The sequence below is a fragment of the Aquamicrobium terrae genome (assembly GCF_052978165.1).
The window spans coordinates 380,506-393,765 of the sequence record NZ_JBRKLZ010000002.1 but is presented as its reverse complement, the minus strand read 5'-3'; the positions used below and the strand labels follow the sequence as shown (position 1 = coordinate 393,765).

Below are 13,260 nucleotides of genomic sequence, written 5' to 3'. Positions count from 1 at the left end.
TTCGACTATGGAATCCAACGAGAAAAAAGGCGTCAGCCGTCGCACCCTGCTGGGCGCCACCGCCGGCGGTGCCGTGGCGGCGGGCGCGTTTGGCGGCCGCCTGTCGATGGGCCCTGCAGCACTGGGCCTTGGCGTGACCGGGGCTGCCGTCACCATGGGCGGCGGCGCACGGGCGGCGGGAGCCGACGGCTCCATCGCGCCCGGCCAGCTCGATGACTATTACGGCTTCTGGTCCTCGGGCCAGACCGGCGAAATGCGCATCCTGGGCATTCCCTCCATGCGCGAACTGATGCGCGTGCCGGTGTTCAATCGCTGCTCTGCAACCGGGTGGGGCCAGACCAATGAATCGATCCGCGTTCACCAGCGCACGATGACGGAGAGGACGAAGAAGCAGCTTGCCGCCAACGGCAAGCAGATCCATGACAATGGCGATCTCCATCACGTCCACATGTCCTTCACCGAAGGCAAGTATGACGGTCGCTATCTGTTCATGAACGACAAGGCCAATACCCGCGTGGCGCGGGTGCGTTGCGACGTCATGAAGACCGATGCGATCCTCGAGATCCCCAACGCCAAGGGCATTCACGGCATGCGCCCGCAAAAGTGGCCGCGCTCCAACTACGTCTTCTGCAACGGCGAGGACGAGGCGCCGCTCAACAATGACGGCTCGACGATGCAGGACGTGTCGACCTATGTGAACATCTTTACCGCCGTCGACGCCGACAAGTGGGAAGTGGCCTGGCAGGTCCAGGTGTCTGGCAATCTCGACAATTGCGACGCCGACTATGAGGGCAAATGGGCCTTCTCGACCAGCTACAACTCCGAAATGGGCACGACGCTGGAGGAGATGACCAAGTCCGAGATGGACCACATCGTCGTCTTCAACATCGCGGAGATCGAGAAGGCCGTCGCCGCGGGACAGTACGAGGAGATCAACGGCGTCAAGGTGCTGGACGGGCGCAAGGAAGCCAAGTCCCTTTTCACCCGCTACATCCCGATCGCCAACAACCCGCATGGCTGCAACATGGCACCGGACCGGAAGCATCTTTGCGTCGCCGGCAAGCTGTCGCCCACCGTGACCGTTCTGGACGTCACCAAGTTCGACGCGATCTTCTATGAGAACGCCGAACCGCGCAGCGCCGTGGTGGCGGAGCCGCAGCTCGGCCTCGGCCCGCTCCACACTGCCTTCGACGGGCGCGGCAATGCCTACACCTCGCTCTTCCTGGACAGCCAGGTTGTGAAGTGGAACATCGAGGACGCGGTCCGCGCCTATGCCGGCGAGAAGGTCGATCCGATCAAGGACAAGCTGGATGTCCATTACCAGCCCGGTCACCTGAAAACGGTGATGGGCGAAACGCTCGACGCCACCAACGACTGGCTGGTCTGCCTGTGCAAGTTCTCGAAGGACCGCTTCCTGAACGTAGGCCCGCTGAAGCCCGAGAACGACCAGCTGATCGACATCTCGGGCGACAAGATGGTGCTGGTTCATGACGGCCCAACCTTCGCCGAGCCGCACGACGCGATCGCCGTGCATCCCTCGATCATGTCGAACATGAAGTCCGTCTGGGACCGCAACGATCCCATGTGGGCCGAAACACGGGCACAGGCCGAAAAGGACGGCGTCAATATCGACGAGTGGACCGATGAGGTGGTTCGCGACGGCAATAAGGTTCGCGTCTACATGACCTCGGTTGCACCGGCCTTCAGCGTCGAGAGCTTTACCGTGAAGGAAGGCGACGAGGTGACGATCACCGTCACCAACCTCGACGAGATCGACGACCTGACGCACGGCTTCACCATGGGCAACCATGGCGTGGCGATGGAAGTGGGGCCGCAGCAGACTTCGTCGGTGACGTTCGTGGCGGCCAATCCCGGTGTCTACTGGTACTACTGCCAGTGGTTCTGCCATGCGCTCCACATGGAAATGCGCGGTCGCATGTTCGTCGAGCCGAAGAGCGCCTGACGATGAGGCACCTGGCTGTCCTGCTTGTCGGCCTTATGACCGCCGCGCCGCTGGTCGCGGCGGAGCACGAGGTCGCGCCGGGGCAGGGCAGCCTTGCGAAAGCCGTCGCCGGGGCCGCACCCGGCGACGTGCTCAGGCTGGTGGACGGGGTCTATCGCGGCCCCGTCACCATCGACCGCCCCTTGACGGTCGTCGGCCCGCGCGGCGCGATCGTCGACGGCGGCAACAAGGGCAGCGTCCTCACCCTGACCGCACCCGACATCACCCTGTCGGGCTTCACCGTTACCGGATCGGGCCATGTCAATCAGGATCTCGACGCCGGCGTGAAGATCGAGCAGGGGGCCGACCGCGCCGAGGTGAAGGCGTTGCTGGTCACCGGCAACATGCATGGCATCGACGTCCATGGCGGACACGACGCCCGTGTCCTCGGCAACGAGATCGTCGGCACGCAGAACCCGCACATGAACGAGCGCGGCAACGGCATCTATATCTGGAACAGTCCGGGCACGCTGATCGAGGGGAACTCGATCCGCTACGGCCGCGACGGCATCTTCTCCAATGCCAGCTCCAACAGCATCTATCGCGGCAATTTGATGCGCGATCTGCGCTTTGCCGTGCACTTCATGTACACCCGCAACACCGAAGTGTCGCGGAACGTCTCGGTCGGCAACCATCTCGGCTTCGCCATCATGTTCTCCGACCGCGCGAAGATCCTGCACAACCAGAGCCTTGGCGACCGCGAGCACGGGCTGATGCTGAACTACGCCAACAATGCGGACGTGACGGGAAATCTGGTGCGCGGCGGCACGAAGAAATGCCTCTTCATCTACAACGCCCACAAGAACCTGATCTGGGAAAACCGGTTCGAAGGCTGCGGCATCGGCATCCATTTCACTGCCGGGTCCGAACGCAATGTGCTGACCGCCAACACCTTCATGGGCAACCGCGAGCAGGTGAAATATGTCGGCACGCGCCATATGGAATGGAGCCACGAAGGGCGTGGCAATTTCTGGTCGGACCACCCGGCCTATGACCTGAACGGCGACGGCATCGCCGACAGCTTCTACCGCCCGAACGACCTGATGGATCAGATCCTCTGGTCGCAGCCCGCAGCGGCACTCCTGACGGGTTCGCCCGCGGTGCAGCTTGTTCGCTGGAGCCAGCAGAGTTTCCCGGCCACCTTGCCGGGCGGCGTGCGCGATTCAGCGCCTCTGATGCGTCCCCTGACCATTCCCGTCACGGCGGATGCGCAAAGTTTCGAGGCCGAAGTCCAAGGACGCTGGGCCCAAGGAAATATCGATGACCTCGACCCTGCAAATCTCACGTCTCACTAAGCGTTTCCAGACCGTCGAGGCGCTGAAGGAGGTCTCGCTCACGCTGGAACTCGGCAAGCGCGTCGCGCTGCTGGGCCATAACGGCGCGGGCAAGTCGACGATGATGAAGATCATCCTCGGCCTGATCCCCTTCGACAGCGGCTCGGTCAGCGTCTGCGGCACGGCGCCGGGCGCTGCGGCGGCGCGGACGCAAGTGGCCTACCTGCCGGAAAATGCCTCATTTCACCCCGCTCTGACCGGGGAAGAGCAGATCCGCTTCTATCTGGCCCTGCGCGGCGAGGACCCGAAACAGGCGATGGGCCTTCTCGACAAGGTGGGGCTGGCCCATGCGGCGCGCCGCCGGATCGGCGGCTATTCCAAGGGCATGCGCCAGCGCGTGGGGCTGGCCCAGACGCTGATCGGCAAGCCGCGCCTTCTGATTCTGGACGAGCCGACCTCCGGTCTCGATCCGGTTTCGCGCCGCGATTTCTACGATCTGCTCGACGGACTGGCCGCCGACGGCGCCGCCATATTGCTTTCCTCCCACGTCCTGACCGAGGTCGAGGCTCGCACCGATCGGATCGTGATCCTCTCGCAGGGACGGCTGGCGGCCGAGGGCACGCTGGCCGAATTGCGGGGAGAGGCGGCTTTGCCGGTCGCGCTGCTGATCACCCCTGCGGCGGGCGAGGACGCGGCGCTGGCGGGCGCATTCCCTCAAGCCGTCCGCACGGGAGACGGCCGGCTGAAGCTGTCATGCGAGCAGACGCGGAAGCTGCCGCTTCTTTCGCGCATCGCGGCCCTCGGCGGGCAGGTCGCCGATCTCGACGTCATCCCGCCGAGCCTTGAAGACATCTATTCCCATTTCAGCCGGAGGGACGGGCAATGAAACGTATCCTTGCCACCGCCCTCTGCGAATTCCGGGTGGCGTTCAGGAACCGCTGGGTGGCCATCGCCACCGCGATGATGGCGCTGTTCGCGCTTGTGCTGGCTGCGGCCGGCGCCGCCCCGACCGGCGACATCGGCGTCGACCGGCTTTCCGTGGTCGTCGCCTCGCTGACCTCGCTGTCGGTCTATCTGGTGCCGCTGCTGGCGCTGCTCATGAGCTTCGATGCGGTAGCAGGCGAGGTCGAGCGGGGAACGCTGCCTCTGCTCCTGACCTATCCCGTCTCGCGGCTGCAAGTCCTGCTGGGCAAGCTTCTCGCCCATGTCGCCATCCTCGGCCTCGCGACGAGCCTCGGCTACGGTCTGGCCGCCCTTGCGGCGATCCTTGCCGACAGGGGCGCGCTGGCAGGACTGGCCTCCCTGTGGCGGCTCGTCTGGTCGTCGGTCCTTCTCGGCGCGACGTTCCTCGGCGCAGGCTACGCGCTGTCGGCCCTGACCCGGCGCACATCCAGCGCGGCGGGGCTCGCCATCGGCCTTTGGCTGGCGGTGGTCGTCCTGTACGACCTGGCACTCCTGGCCCTGATCGTTTCGGATTCCGGAGGCCCCCTTACCACGCGCATCCTGCCGATCGCACTGTTGTCCAATCCCGCCGACGCCTTCCGCATCTTCAACCTGTCGGCGGCCGCCGCCGTCTCCGCCGCCGGCGGCATTGGCGGCGCCGCCGATGCGATACCGCTCTGGCAATCCGGCGCATCCATCCTGCTCTGGCCGGTTGCCACGTTGGCGCTGGCATGGGCCGCGTTCAGAAAGGTGACGCCATGACGACGATGCTGCGCCTGATGCTGCTGGCCATTCTGCTGCCGGTCAGCGCCTGCACGCAGGAGGCCGTGCAGAATACTGCGCCGCAGGAGATGACGGCAGAGACATTGGGCCACTACTGCCAGATGAACCTACTCGAGCATCCGGGTCCGAAAGCGCAGGTCCACATGAAGGGCATGCCGGCGCCGCTGTTCTTCAGTCAGGTTCGCGACGCGATCGCGTATGCCCGCTCGCCGGAGCAGATCGCGCCGATCCTCGCGATCTACGTCAACGACATGGGGGCTCCCCGGGCGACCTGGGAAAAACCGGGCGACGGCAACTGGATCGATGCCGGAAAGGCATTCTTCGTCGTCGGCTCGACTCGCGAAGGCGGCATGGGCGCTCCGGAAACCGTGCCCTTCGCCTCCCAGGCCGATGCCGAGGCTTTCGCCAAGGCCGAGGGCGGCACCGTGCTGAAGCTGATGGCGATCACGGACGACATGGTCCTGACACCGGTGGAGCATGAAACAGCCGAAGACCAGGACGACGACTATGAAGGCCGTCTGCGTGCCTTGCCAAATGCTGTTGGAGGCTGAACCATGCTGACACGTCGCCGCCTGATCGCAATTTCCGCCGCCATGGCGGCATCGTCCTGGGCGGGCATTGCGCAAGCAAGGTCCACGACCCGGCTCTGGACGGGACAGGCTCTCGGTGCCCGCGCCTCTATCCGGCTCGACCATCCGCAAGCCGAGGCAATTGCCGCCCGTGTATTCGCCGAGATCGATCGGCTGGAGGATATCTTGAGCCTTTATCGGGCGAATAGCGCGCTCAGCCGCCTGAACCGCGACTGCCGGTTGGACAGTCCTCCTTTCGAGTTGCTGGAATGCCTGTCGGCCGCCGGCGCCGTCCACGCAGCAAGTGGCGGGCGTTTCGACCCGACGGTGCAGCCGCTTTGGAGGCTGTGGGCGGAAGCGGCAGCAGTTGGGAAGAAGCCCACCGATGCTGCCATCGAACGGGCCCAGCTGCATGTCGGCTGGGAAAAAGTCACCGTGAGTCCGGCAGCGATCGTTATGAAGCCGGGCATGTCGCTGACCCTGAACGGCATCGGCCAGGGCTATGTCGCCGACCGGGTCGCAGCCTTGCTGGAAGCCGAAGGGCTGAACGACATTCTCATCGACACCGGCGAATTCCGCGCGCTGGGCGGACAGCCTGACGGCGGCGATTGGCCTATGCTGCTGGAGGCGGGCACGCGGCTGGGTCTGCGCCAGCGGGCGCTTGCGACCTCTTCCCCCTTGGGGACGACTTTCGATCAGGCCGGCCATGACGGACACATTCTCGACCCCGCGACGGGCCGGCCGGTTCGCCGGGTCTGGGGGTCAGTGTCGGTTTCGGCCCCGTCGGCCGCGATCGCGGACGCACTGTCCACGGCCTCGTGCCTGATGCCCGATGAGGTATCCATCGTCTCGATGATCAGGCATTTCCTTGATGTGCGTTGCGAGGCCGCAGCTCTAAATGTCCGTTCATAAAGGCATATGGCAGCCGATCGGATAGCAGGACAGTTGCGGCCGATTTTTCATGGCCTCCTGTCGGGCCGGGATTGGTTCGTCTATGGTGGGCGGCATGAATCCAGCTACACCCCAAGGCCTGTCGATCCTGCATGACAACCGGCGCGTGATGCTGAAATGGCATCGGCTTCGGCGGCGACGTGCCGATCCGCTGTTCGGTGCCGGCAATCTCGCCCTCGGCCTGCAACTGGGCGCCTCTATGGAGGTCGACCTGCGGGTGACCGCGGACGGCGATTTCGCCGTGCTCCATGACGATGTGCTGGACGAGGAGACGGACGGCATCGGACCGGTCGCCGCCCACCAGCGGCCGGCTCTTGCCGGTCTTCACTACGACGATGCCGGCGTACCCGGCGTCGCGCGCCATGGGCGGCGCCTGCTCTTTTTCGACGATTTGATGACCCTTTTGCGCGAAGCGCAGCCGCAGGCGCTGTTGCAACTCGACATCAAGGACGACCTGGCCACCATCGGCGCGAGGGGTCTGGGCCGGCTGGCCGATGCCCTGCAAGGGGATGGGCTTCCTGTCATCGTCAGCGGCGATTGCAACGACCTCATTCTCGCGCTCGGGCAACGCCTGCCGAATGTTGCGCGCGGCCTCGAACCGAGTTTCCGCCTCATGGACCTGTTCGCGAGGGGGGATGTGAAGGGAGCGGAAGCCCTGCTCAGGGCCGAGCTTGCGGGGTCCGTACAACCTCGAATGGTCTATCTGCACTGGACGATGGTGCTGGATGCGCTCGATGCCGGGCTCGACTTCGTGGCGATCTGTCATGACGAGGGCAAGGCGGTCGATGCCTGGACCTTCACGCCGGCCAACCCCGCCGAGGGCTTCACCGAGACGGAATGGCACGCCTTCTCGCGCCTGCTGGAACTGGGCGTGGACCAGATAACCACCGACGAGGCGGTGGCGACGGAGGCTGCCTACGCCAAACGCGTCGGCTTGGGCTGAGCCCCATCGACCGGGGATTCCGCCAACTGCTCCCACAGGAAGTCAAGCGTCCCGGCAAGACCCGGCGTGCAGGCGGCAACCGCGCCGCCATTGGCGATTATGCGGTCGAGCGGCGGCATGGCCACATATGCTCCGGCTTCTGCCGCGATCAGCGCGCCGGCCAATATGTCCCAACTGTTGAGATGGGCTTCGTAATAGAGATCGGCGATGCCGTCGGCGACCCGTACGAGGCCGAGCGCGGCGGAGCCCAGGCGCCTGTATTCGATCCCGAGCCCGTGGAGGCGGGCAAGCAGCGCCTGATAGGGTTCGAACGGGGTGCGGCGCGAATAGCCGACGATTGCCAGCGCCTGTGTGGGATCGGCCATTCCGGAAACGCGCACCGGGCGATCACCGCAGAATGCGCCCTGGCCGGGCAGGGCAGAATAGACGCGGTCGCCGGCCGCGTCGTAGATGCAGCCCAGTTGCACCGCGCCGTCGCGGACGAAGGCAATGGACACGCCCCAGTGGCGCAGGCCGCGAATGTAGTTGGCGGTGCCGTCGATGGGATCGACCACCCAGAAGCCGTCGGCACCGGGTTGCCCGCCCGTCTCCTCGCCGAGAAAGCCGTCCTGCGGGAAGGCATCGGCGAGCGCGGTACGGATCACCTGTTCGCTCTGGCGGTCGGCGGCCGAGACGAAATCCTGCAAGCTCTTGGTCGTGACGGCGAGTGCGGCCGGATCGGCGGTGCGGCGAAAGGCCTCCGCCTGCCTGCCGGTATCGAGGGCAAGCCGGCGCGCCAGTTCGAGGCGGGCGACAATACCGGCATCGGCGGCGGGCAGGGCGCGCATCAGGCGGTGGCCCTTCGGACCAGGGTCACGGGCGTGAGTTCGGTGCGCTCTTTCATGCGGGGCGCGTCCATCCGGCCAAGCAGCAGTTCCACCGCCTGTTCGGCCTGGATGTCGCAAGGCTGGCGCAGCGTGGTCAGGTCGTAGGCCGCCCAGGCCGCCTGAGGAATATCGTCATGGCCGACGATCCTGATCTTGCCGATGTCGTGCCCGGCGGCCCGCAGACCGTCGATGACGCCGAAGGCCATGTAGTCGTTGACGCAGAACAGGCCGTCGAAATCCGCCGCAGCAGCCGCAGCCGCGAAACCGTTGCTGTAGTCGTTGATCACCACCGGCAGCGCCTGTGCCGAAGCGCCCAGCTTGCGGCAGGTGGCGAGGAACGCTTCCTGGCGACGCCGGGCGGTGTAGGAAACTTCTGCGCCGCAGATGACAGCCAGCCGCGTCGCGCCCGCTTCCAGCAGCGTTTGCGCCGCGATACGTCCCGCTGTCTCGTCGTCGGAGATGACGCGGTCGACATGTGGGATGGCATCGCCCTTGTTGATCAGAACGATGGGGACGGCGTGGGCGGCGAATTCCTCGCACAAGGCGGTCGGCGGGGCGTCCGAGGTCACCAGCACACCCGAGACGTTGTAGTGCAGAAGCTGGTCCATCATGCGGTTGACGCTTTCGGCCTCGTCCGCCGGCAGCAGGATCGGGCGGAAGTTGCGGCCGACGAGCGCCTTGGCGATCTCGTGGATCTGCTGGGAGCGGAACGGGTTGTCCATGCCGGCCGCGACCACCCCGACAAGGTCCGAGCGGCGGTTGATGAGGCTGCGGGCCAGATAATTGACGCGATAGCCGAGCTCCTTGGCCGCCTTGTGCACCTTCTCGCGCGTTTCGGGCGAGACGCTCGCATTCGGCGTGAAGGTGCGCGAGACCGCGGCACGCGAGACGCCCGCGCGCTCGGCGACGTCGAAAGACGTCACCTTTCGTCTGGGATTGTCCCCCTCGCTCATGCGGCCTCATCCATCGCGCTGCGCAGAAGTTCCGGCCTGTCCGAGCAGATGCCGAGCACCGGCAGCCGCACCAGATCGGCGATGACCGGCGGCCGCTCCTCATGCCACAGCACAACGGCAAGGCTCGCATCCCGTGCCCGTTCCAGAAGCTCGCCGGTGACCAGTTCCTGCGGGCGTTCGCCGCCGCGCTCCCAGCACAGATGCACGATGTCGGCGTCGCAGTCGCTGGCCGCCGCGAAGGGATCGGCACCGAGTGGGACGAGCACGGATAACGGGAAGGGACAGCCCGCATCCCGCAGCTTGCGCACGAAATCGGTGTCGAAGGAGCCGAGCACGGCGAAACTCTGTCCGTGGCTCTCCAACTCCCGCCATGCCGCCGGTCCGGCGCCGGCCGCCTTCAGCTCGACATAGAGCCCGGCGCTCCGCTCCCGCGCCAGAGCCGCCACCTCGGCGAAGGTCGGCACCTCGATGCCGGCGATGCTGGCGAGGTCCGCCGCATTCAGGGTGGAAATGCGCGCATCCATGCCGAAGACGCGCAGCAGGTGATCGTCGTGGCTGACGACGGGCACGCCGTCCCGCGTCATCTGGACGTCCAGCTCCCACATCTGGGCGCCGAGATCGGAGGCGCGGGCGAAGGAGGCCAGCGTGTTTTCCCGCACATGGGCGCTGGCGCCGCGATGCCCGATGGCGAGCGGCCGCGCTAGGAGGTCGGGCCAGCCGAAACGTTCCGCAAAACCGGACCCTGCCGTGACGCTCAAATCCGCTCTCCCTTGTCGTCGAACATGAATATCCGGTCCGAGGCCACGGACCATTCCACCTCGTCGCCTACGGCGATATCGGAACGCACCGGTTGAATCGACCGCAAAACGCTGCCGTCGGCAAGCATCAGATCGTAGAGGTTCTCGCGCCCCTGCGTTTCCACGAAGGAGATGCGGCCCTTGATCGGAACATCGCCTGCGGGACCGAAATTCTCCGGGCGGATGCCGACGGAGACGCGCGTGCCCTCGGCCAAGTTTCGGGCGCCGTTCGGTTTCGGCAGCCGCACATCGGATTGTGGCACCACGATCGCATCGCCACTGACGACGCCGCGCAGGAAGGCGATCGGCGGATTGCCGAGGAAGCCGGCCACGAACGCGGTGTGCGGGTCGTTGTACATCTCGGTCGGCGTGGCGATCTGGACGATCCTGCCCGCATCCATGATGGCGATGCGGTCGCACATGCTCATCGCCTCGACCTGATCGTGGGTGACGAGCACGGCCGTAATGCCTGTCTCGAGCTGGATGCGCCGGATTTCGGAGCGCATTTCCAGCCGCAGCTTTGCGTCGAGATTGGCAAGCGGCTCGTCGAGAAGCAGCACATGCGGGCGGCGCACCAGCGCCCGGGCTAACGCCACGCGCTGCTGCTGGCCGCCGGAAAGCTCGGCGGGACGGCGGTCGAGAAGCGGCTCGATGTGCACCAGCTGCGCCATATCGTCTACCTGACGGGCGATTTCGGCCGCCGACTTTCCGGCGATGCGCAGGGGAAAGGCGATGTTCTCGCGCACCGTCATGTGCGGATAGAGCGCATAGGACTGGAACACCACGCCGACATTGCGCTCCTGCGGCGGCAGCGAGGTCACGTCCCTGTCGCCGAACAGGATGCGGCCGCCGCTCACCTTGTGGATGCCGCAGATGGCGAACAGCGTGGTCGACTTGCCGCAACCCGACGGACCGAGCAGGGCCAGCATTTCCCCGTCGCCGATTTCCAGCGTCATGTCCTCGATGACGCTGACGGCGCCGAACGCCTTGCTGAACTTGTCGAGCAGGATGCGCATCAGCCCTTCGTGCCTCCTCCGTAGATGTTCATCAGGTAGTTCTGGAAAACGAAGAACAGGACCAGCACTGGCGCGATGTAGAACAGTCCGACGGACTTGAAGAGCGCCATGTCGAAATTGTTGTCGTCGGCGATCAGCGAGGCGAGATAGACCGACAGGACCTGTGCGTTGCCGCTGGGGGCCAGCACCTGCGGCAGGATGAACTCGCCCCAGGCCAGCAGGAAGGCGAACAGGGCCAGTGCGAAAATGCCGGGCCTGACCTGCGGCAGCACCAGCTTGCGCCAGACGGTGAAGCGGCTCGCCCCGTCCTGGATGCCGGCCATCTCGATCTCCCACGGCACGGTGTCGTAGAAGCCCTTCATCAGCCAGATGCCGAGCGGCATGTCGATGGCGGCTTTGACTAGGATCACGCCGATCAGCGAGTTGTAGAGGCCGACCATCTGCAACACGATGAAGATGGCGACGATCAGCGTGATGGCCGGGAAGGCGTGCAACATCATCACGCCGGCGAGGAAGAAACTTCTCCCCGGCACGTTGAGGCGCGACAGCACATAGCCGGCCATGGACGAGACGACGACCACCAGTGCTGCGCTGGTGGTGGCGAACAACAGCGAGTTGAGCGTCACCCGCCAGATGCTGAGACGACCCGGCCGCGTCTGCCACAGGAACGACCAGTGCTCCAGCGTGAATTCGTGCGGGACCACCGAACCCGGCGGCGAGTTGGTGACGGTGTCGACGAACAGATAGGCATAGGCCAGCACCAGCGGGGCGCTGAGAATGGTGATCACGAGAATGATCGGCCAGCTTTTCTGGTGTCCGTTCATCGCGCCCTCACAGCTCTATCCGCGGCCGGGTGATCAGCGCATTGTAGTTGAACAGGCGCAGATAGATGAGCGACAGCACGATGCCGATGACGACCAGCACCAACGCCATGGCCGCGCCATAGCCATATTGCAGGTTGCCCGCATAGTTGTTCAGCGCCGTGTGATAGATCCACAGCGACCAGATCTCCGTCGCGCCGCCCGGCCCGCCATCGGTGGCCAGCAAGGTCTGCTCGATGGAGGTGAGCAGCGACAGCGTCTGGTAGCAGGTGACGAACAGGATCGGCCATTTGAGCTGCGGCAGGATGATGTGGCGGATCTGCTGCCAGCGATAGGCGCCGTCCACGCTGGCGGCATGGAAATGGGTTTCGGGTATAGCCTTGATGGCCGAGGCGAAGATCAACATGCCCATCGAGGCCCCGACGAAGCCGTTGATCATGATGACGAAGAACCAGGCCTGGGTTGCGCTATCGAGCATCCAGTTGCGCGGCCTGACGCCGAAATCGGAAAGCACGGCGTTGAGGAAGCCCGTGTCCCAGGCGACCCATTTCCACAAAAGCACGTAGATCACCACCGGCGAGATGCGCGGCAGGAACCAGATGATGCGGAAGATGCCCGCCGGCCGCTCGGGCATGTAGTGGGTGGCGATGGCCAGGAACATCGCATAGCCGATGTTGAAGAAGACCAGCGTCATGGCCACGAAGAACAGCGTGTTGAAGAACACGCGCGTCGTGTCGCGCGAGGAGCTGAGGCGGCGGAAATTGTCCGTCGTCCAGCTCCAGCCCGTGTAGGTCGCTGCCGCGAGCGCCTCCTTTTCCTCCGCGGTGAGGTCAGGGTCTATGGCTTCCGCCGCCGCGACGAGGGCGCCCGAACTGGCAAAGCGCGCATTGGCCAGCGAGCGGCTGAAGGCGTCCGAAATGCGCTTGACCGTGCGCGTGTCCGGCCGGTCGGGCAGGGCGCGGATCACACGCTCGAATTCGCGCCGCGAGGTAAAGCTCTCGTCCATATGGCTGCGCCGCAGGCTGGCGACGATGCCGGAGGCGATGCCCATCTCCTCCAGCGCCGCCAGTCCCCTTTCATCCACCACATAGGTCGGCTGGCCGAGCCGCTCGGCCAGCTCGCCCATTTCGTAGCGTTCGCCGAGCACTCTCAGCGCACCGGGCGAGACCTGATGGGCGCCGCCGCTGATGCCTGTCGCGGTGTTCATGTTGGTGAAGGCGAAGACGCCGGTGAGCACCACGGGCATGAGGAAAAACAGGACCACCAGAACGAGCGCCGGCAACAGCAGCAGGACGCCGAGCCCGCGCGAGCTGTCCAGCAGGCCGAGCCTCCGGCGCGCGGGC

General features: G+C 65.4%; 13 protein-coding genes. 7 read left to right on the top strand and 6 right to left on the bottom strand.

All coding sequences use genetic code 11. The features are described from left to right. Positions 1-7 precede the first annotated feature (7 nt). The 7 genes from nosZ to ACVCNR_RS19085 all read left to right on the top strand — a co-directional run bounded on the left by nosZ (position 8) and on the right by ACVCNR_RS19085 (position 7,464). A complete protein-coding gene (gene nosZ, locus ACVCNR_RS19115; protein WP_447076070.1) occupies positions 8-1,963 on the top strand; it encodes a TAT-dependent nitrous-oxide reductase in 1,956 nt (651 codons plus the stop codon). 2 nt (positions 1,964-1,965) lie between these two features. Then, positions 1,966-3,297, top strand: a complete 1,332-nt coding sequence (locus ACVCNR_RS19110) for a nitrous oxide reductase family maturation protein NosD (RefSeq protein WP_354193829.1) — start codon at positions 1,966-1,968, stop codon at positions 3,295-3,297. After that, complete coding sequence (locus ACVCNR_RS19105) at positions 3,263-4,162, top strand: ABC transporter ATP-binding protein (RefSeq protein WP_447076068.1); 900 nt, start codon at positions 3,263-3,265, stop codon at positions 4,160-4,162. Before ACVCNR_RS19110 ends, ACVCNR_RS19105 begins: the two co-directional genes overlap by 35 nt. After that, positions 4,159-4,980 carry an ABC transporter permease gene (locus ACVCNR_RS19100; protein ID WP_354193831.1) on the top strand — a complete coding sequence of 274 codons (822 nt, stop codon included), beginning with the start codon at positions 4,159-4,161 and terminating at the stop codon, positions 4,978-4,980. Before ACVCNR_RS19105 ends, ACVCNR_RS19100 begins: the two co-directional genes overlap by 4 nt. A gap of 5 nt (positions 4,981-4,985) precedes the next feature. Then, the gene (locus tag ACVCNR_RS19095) at positions 4,986-5,552 is read left to right on the top strand and encodes a nitrous oxide reductase accessory protein NosL (RefSeq protein WP_447076661.1); all 567 of its coding nucleotides are present in this window, start codon (positions 4,986-4,988) and stop codon (positions 5,550-5,552) included. Positions 5,553-5,594: 42 nt separating this feature from the next. Further along, positions 5,595-6,482 carry an FAD:protein FMN transferase gene (locus ACVCNR_RS19090; RefSeq protein ID WP_447076065.1) on the top strand — a complete coding sequence of 296 codons (888 nt, stop codon included), beginning with the start codon at positions 5,595-5,597 and terminating at the stop codon, positions 6,480-6,482. A gap of 94 nt (positions 6,483-6,576) precedes the next feature. Next, entirely contained in the window at positions 6,577-7,464 is an 888-nt protein-coding gene (locus ACVCNR_RS19085) for a glycerophosphodiester phosphodiesterase (RefSeq protein ID WP_447076063.1), read from the top strand. Here the strand turns inward: ACVCNR_RS19085 and ACVCNR_RS19080 are convergent. Genes ACVCNR_RS19080 through ACVCNR_RS19055 form a run of 6 tightly spaced genes read right to left on the bottom strand, consistent with a single transcriptional unit; the run spans position 7,437 to position 13,235 of the window. Then, positions 7,437-8,291 (bottom strand): inositol monophosphatase family protein, encoded by an 855-nt coding sequence (locus ACVCNR_RS19080; protein ID WP_447076062.1) that lies wholly within the window; start codon positions 8,289-8,291, stop codon positions 7,437-7,439. The two genes, ACVCNR_RS19085 and ACVCNR_RS19080, sit on opposite strands and share 28 nt — an antisense overlap. After that, positions 8,291-9,283, bottom strand: a complete 993-nt coding sequence (locus ACVCNR_RS19075; protein ID WP_447076060.1) for a LacI family DNA-binding transcriptional regulator — start codon at positions 9,281-9,283, stop codon at positions 8,291-8,293. The genes ACVCNR_RS19080 and ACVCNR_RS19075 overlap by 1 nt, the downstream gene beginning before the upstream one ends. Next, complete coding sequence (locus tag ACVCNR_RS19070; RefSeq protein ID WP_447076058.1) at positions 9,280-10,041, bottom strand: glycerophosphodiester phosphodiesterase; 762 nt, start codon at positions 10,039-10,041, stop codon at positions 9,280-9,282. The genes ACVCNR_RS19075 and ACVCNR_RS19070 overlap by 4 nt, the downstream gene beginning before the upstream one ends. After that, complete coding sequence (locus ACVCNR_RS19065; protein ID WP_447076056.1) at positions 10,038-11,096, bottom strand: ABC transporter ATP-binding protein; 1,059 nt, start codon at positions 11,094-11,096, stop codon at positions 10,038-10,040. The genes ACVCNR_RS19070 and ACVCNR_RS19065 overlap by 4 nt, the downstream gene beginning before the upstream one ends. Next, positions 11,096-11,920 carry a carbohydrate ABC transporter permease gene (locus ACVCNR_RS19060; RefSeq protein WP_447076054.1) on the bottom strand — a complete coding sequence of 275 codons (825 nt, stop codon included), beginning with the start codon at positions 11,918-11,920 and terminating at the stop codon, positions 11,096-11,098. Before ACVCNR_RS19060 ends, ACVCNR_RS19065 begins: the two co-directional genes overlap by 1 nt. Positions 11,921-11,927: 7 nt before the next feature. Next, positions 11,928-13,235, bottom strand: coding sequence for a carbohydrate ABC transporter permease (locus tag ACVCNR_RS19055; protein WP_447076660.1), 1,308 nt, complete (start codon positions 13,233-13,235; stop codon positions 11,928-11,930). Positions 13,236-13,260: the final 25 nt, after the last annotated feature.

What these genes read in the sequence shown, in the direction of transcription:
- ACVCNR_RS19065 (WP_447076056.1), bottom strand. Translation starts at nt 11,096, where the DNA reads ATGCGCATCCTGCTCGACAAGTTCAGCAAGGCGTTCGGCGCCGTCAGC.
- nosZ (WP_447076070.1), top strand. Translation starts at nt 8, where the DNA reads ATGGAATCCAACGAGAAAAAAGGCGTCAGCCGTCGCACCCTGCTGGGC.
- ACVCNR_RS19075 (WP_447076060.1), bottom strand. Translation starts at nt 9,283, where the DNA reads ATGAGCGAGGGGGACAATCCCAGACGAAAGGTGACGTCTTTCGACGTC.
- ACVCNR_RS19090 (WP_447076065.1), top strand. Translation starts at nt 5,595, where the DNA reads ATGGCGGCATCGTCCTGGGCGGGCATTGCGCAAGCAAGGTCCACGACC.
- ACVCNR_RS19110 (WP_354193829.1), top strand. Translation starts at nt 1,966, where the DNA reads ATGAGGCACCTGGCTGTCCTGCTTGTCGGCCTTATGACCGCCGCGCCG.
- ACVCNR_RS19060 (WP_447076054.1), bottom strand. Translation starts at nt 11,920, where the DNA reads ATGAACGGACACCAGAAAAGCTGGCCGATCATTCTCGTGATCACCATT.
- ACVCNR_RS19095 (WP_447076661.1), top strand. Translation starts at nt 4,986, where the DNA reads ATGCTGCGCCTGATGCTGCTGGCCATTCTGCTGCCGGTCAGCGCCTGC.
- ACVCNR_RS19085 (WP_447076063.1), top strand. Translation starts at nt 6,577, where the DNA reads ATGAATCCAGCTACACCCCAAGGCCTGTCGATCCTGCATGACAACCGG.
- ACVCNR_RS19100 (WP_354193831.1), top strand. Translation starts at nt 4,159, where the DNA reads ATGAAACGTATCCTTGCCACCGCCCTCTGCGAATTCCGGGTGGCGTTC.
- ACVCNR_RS19105 (WP_447076068.1), top strand. Translation starts at nt 3,263, where the DNA reads ATGACCTCGACCCTGCAAATCTCACGTCTCACTAAGCGTTTCCAGACC.
- ACVCNR_RS19080 (WP_447076062.1), bottom strand. Translation starts at nt 8,291, where the DNA reads ATGCGCGCCCTGCCCGCCGCCGATGCCGGTATTGTCGCCCGCCTCGAA.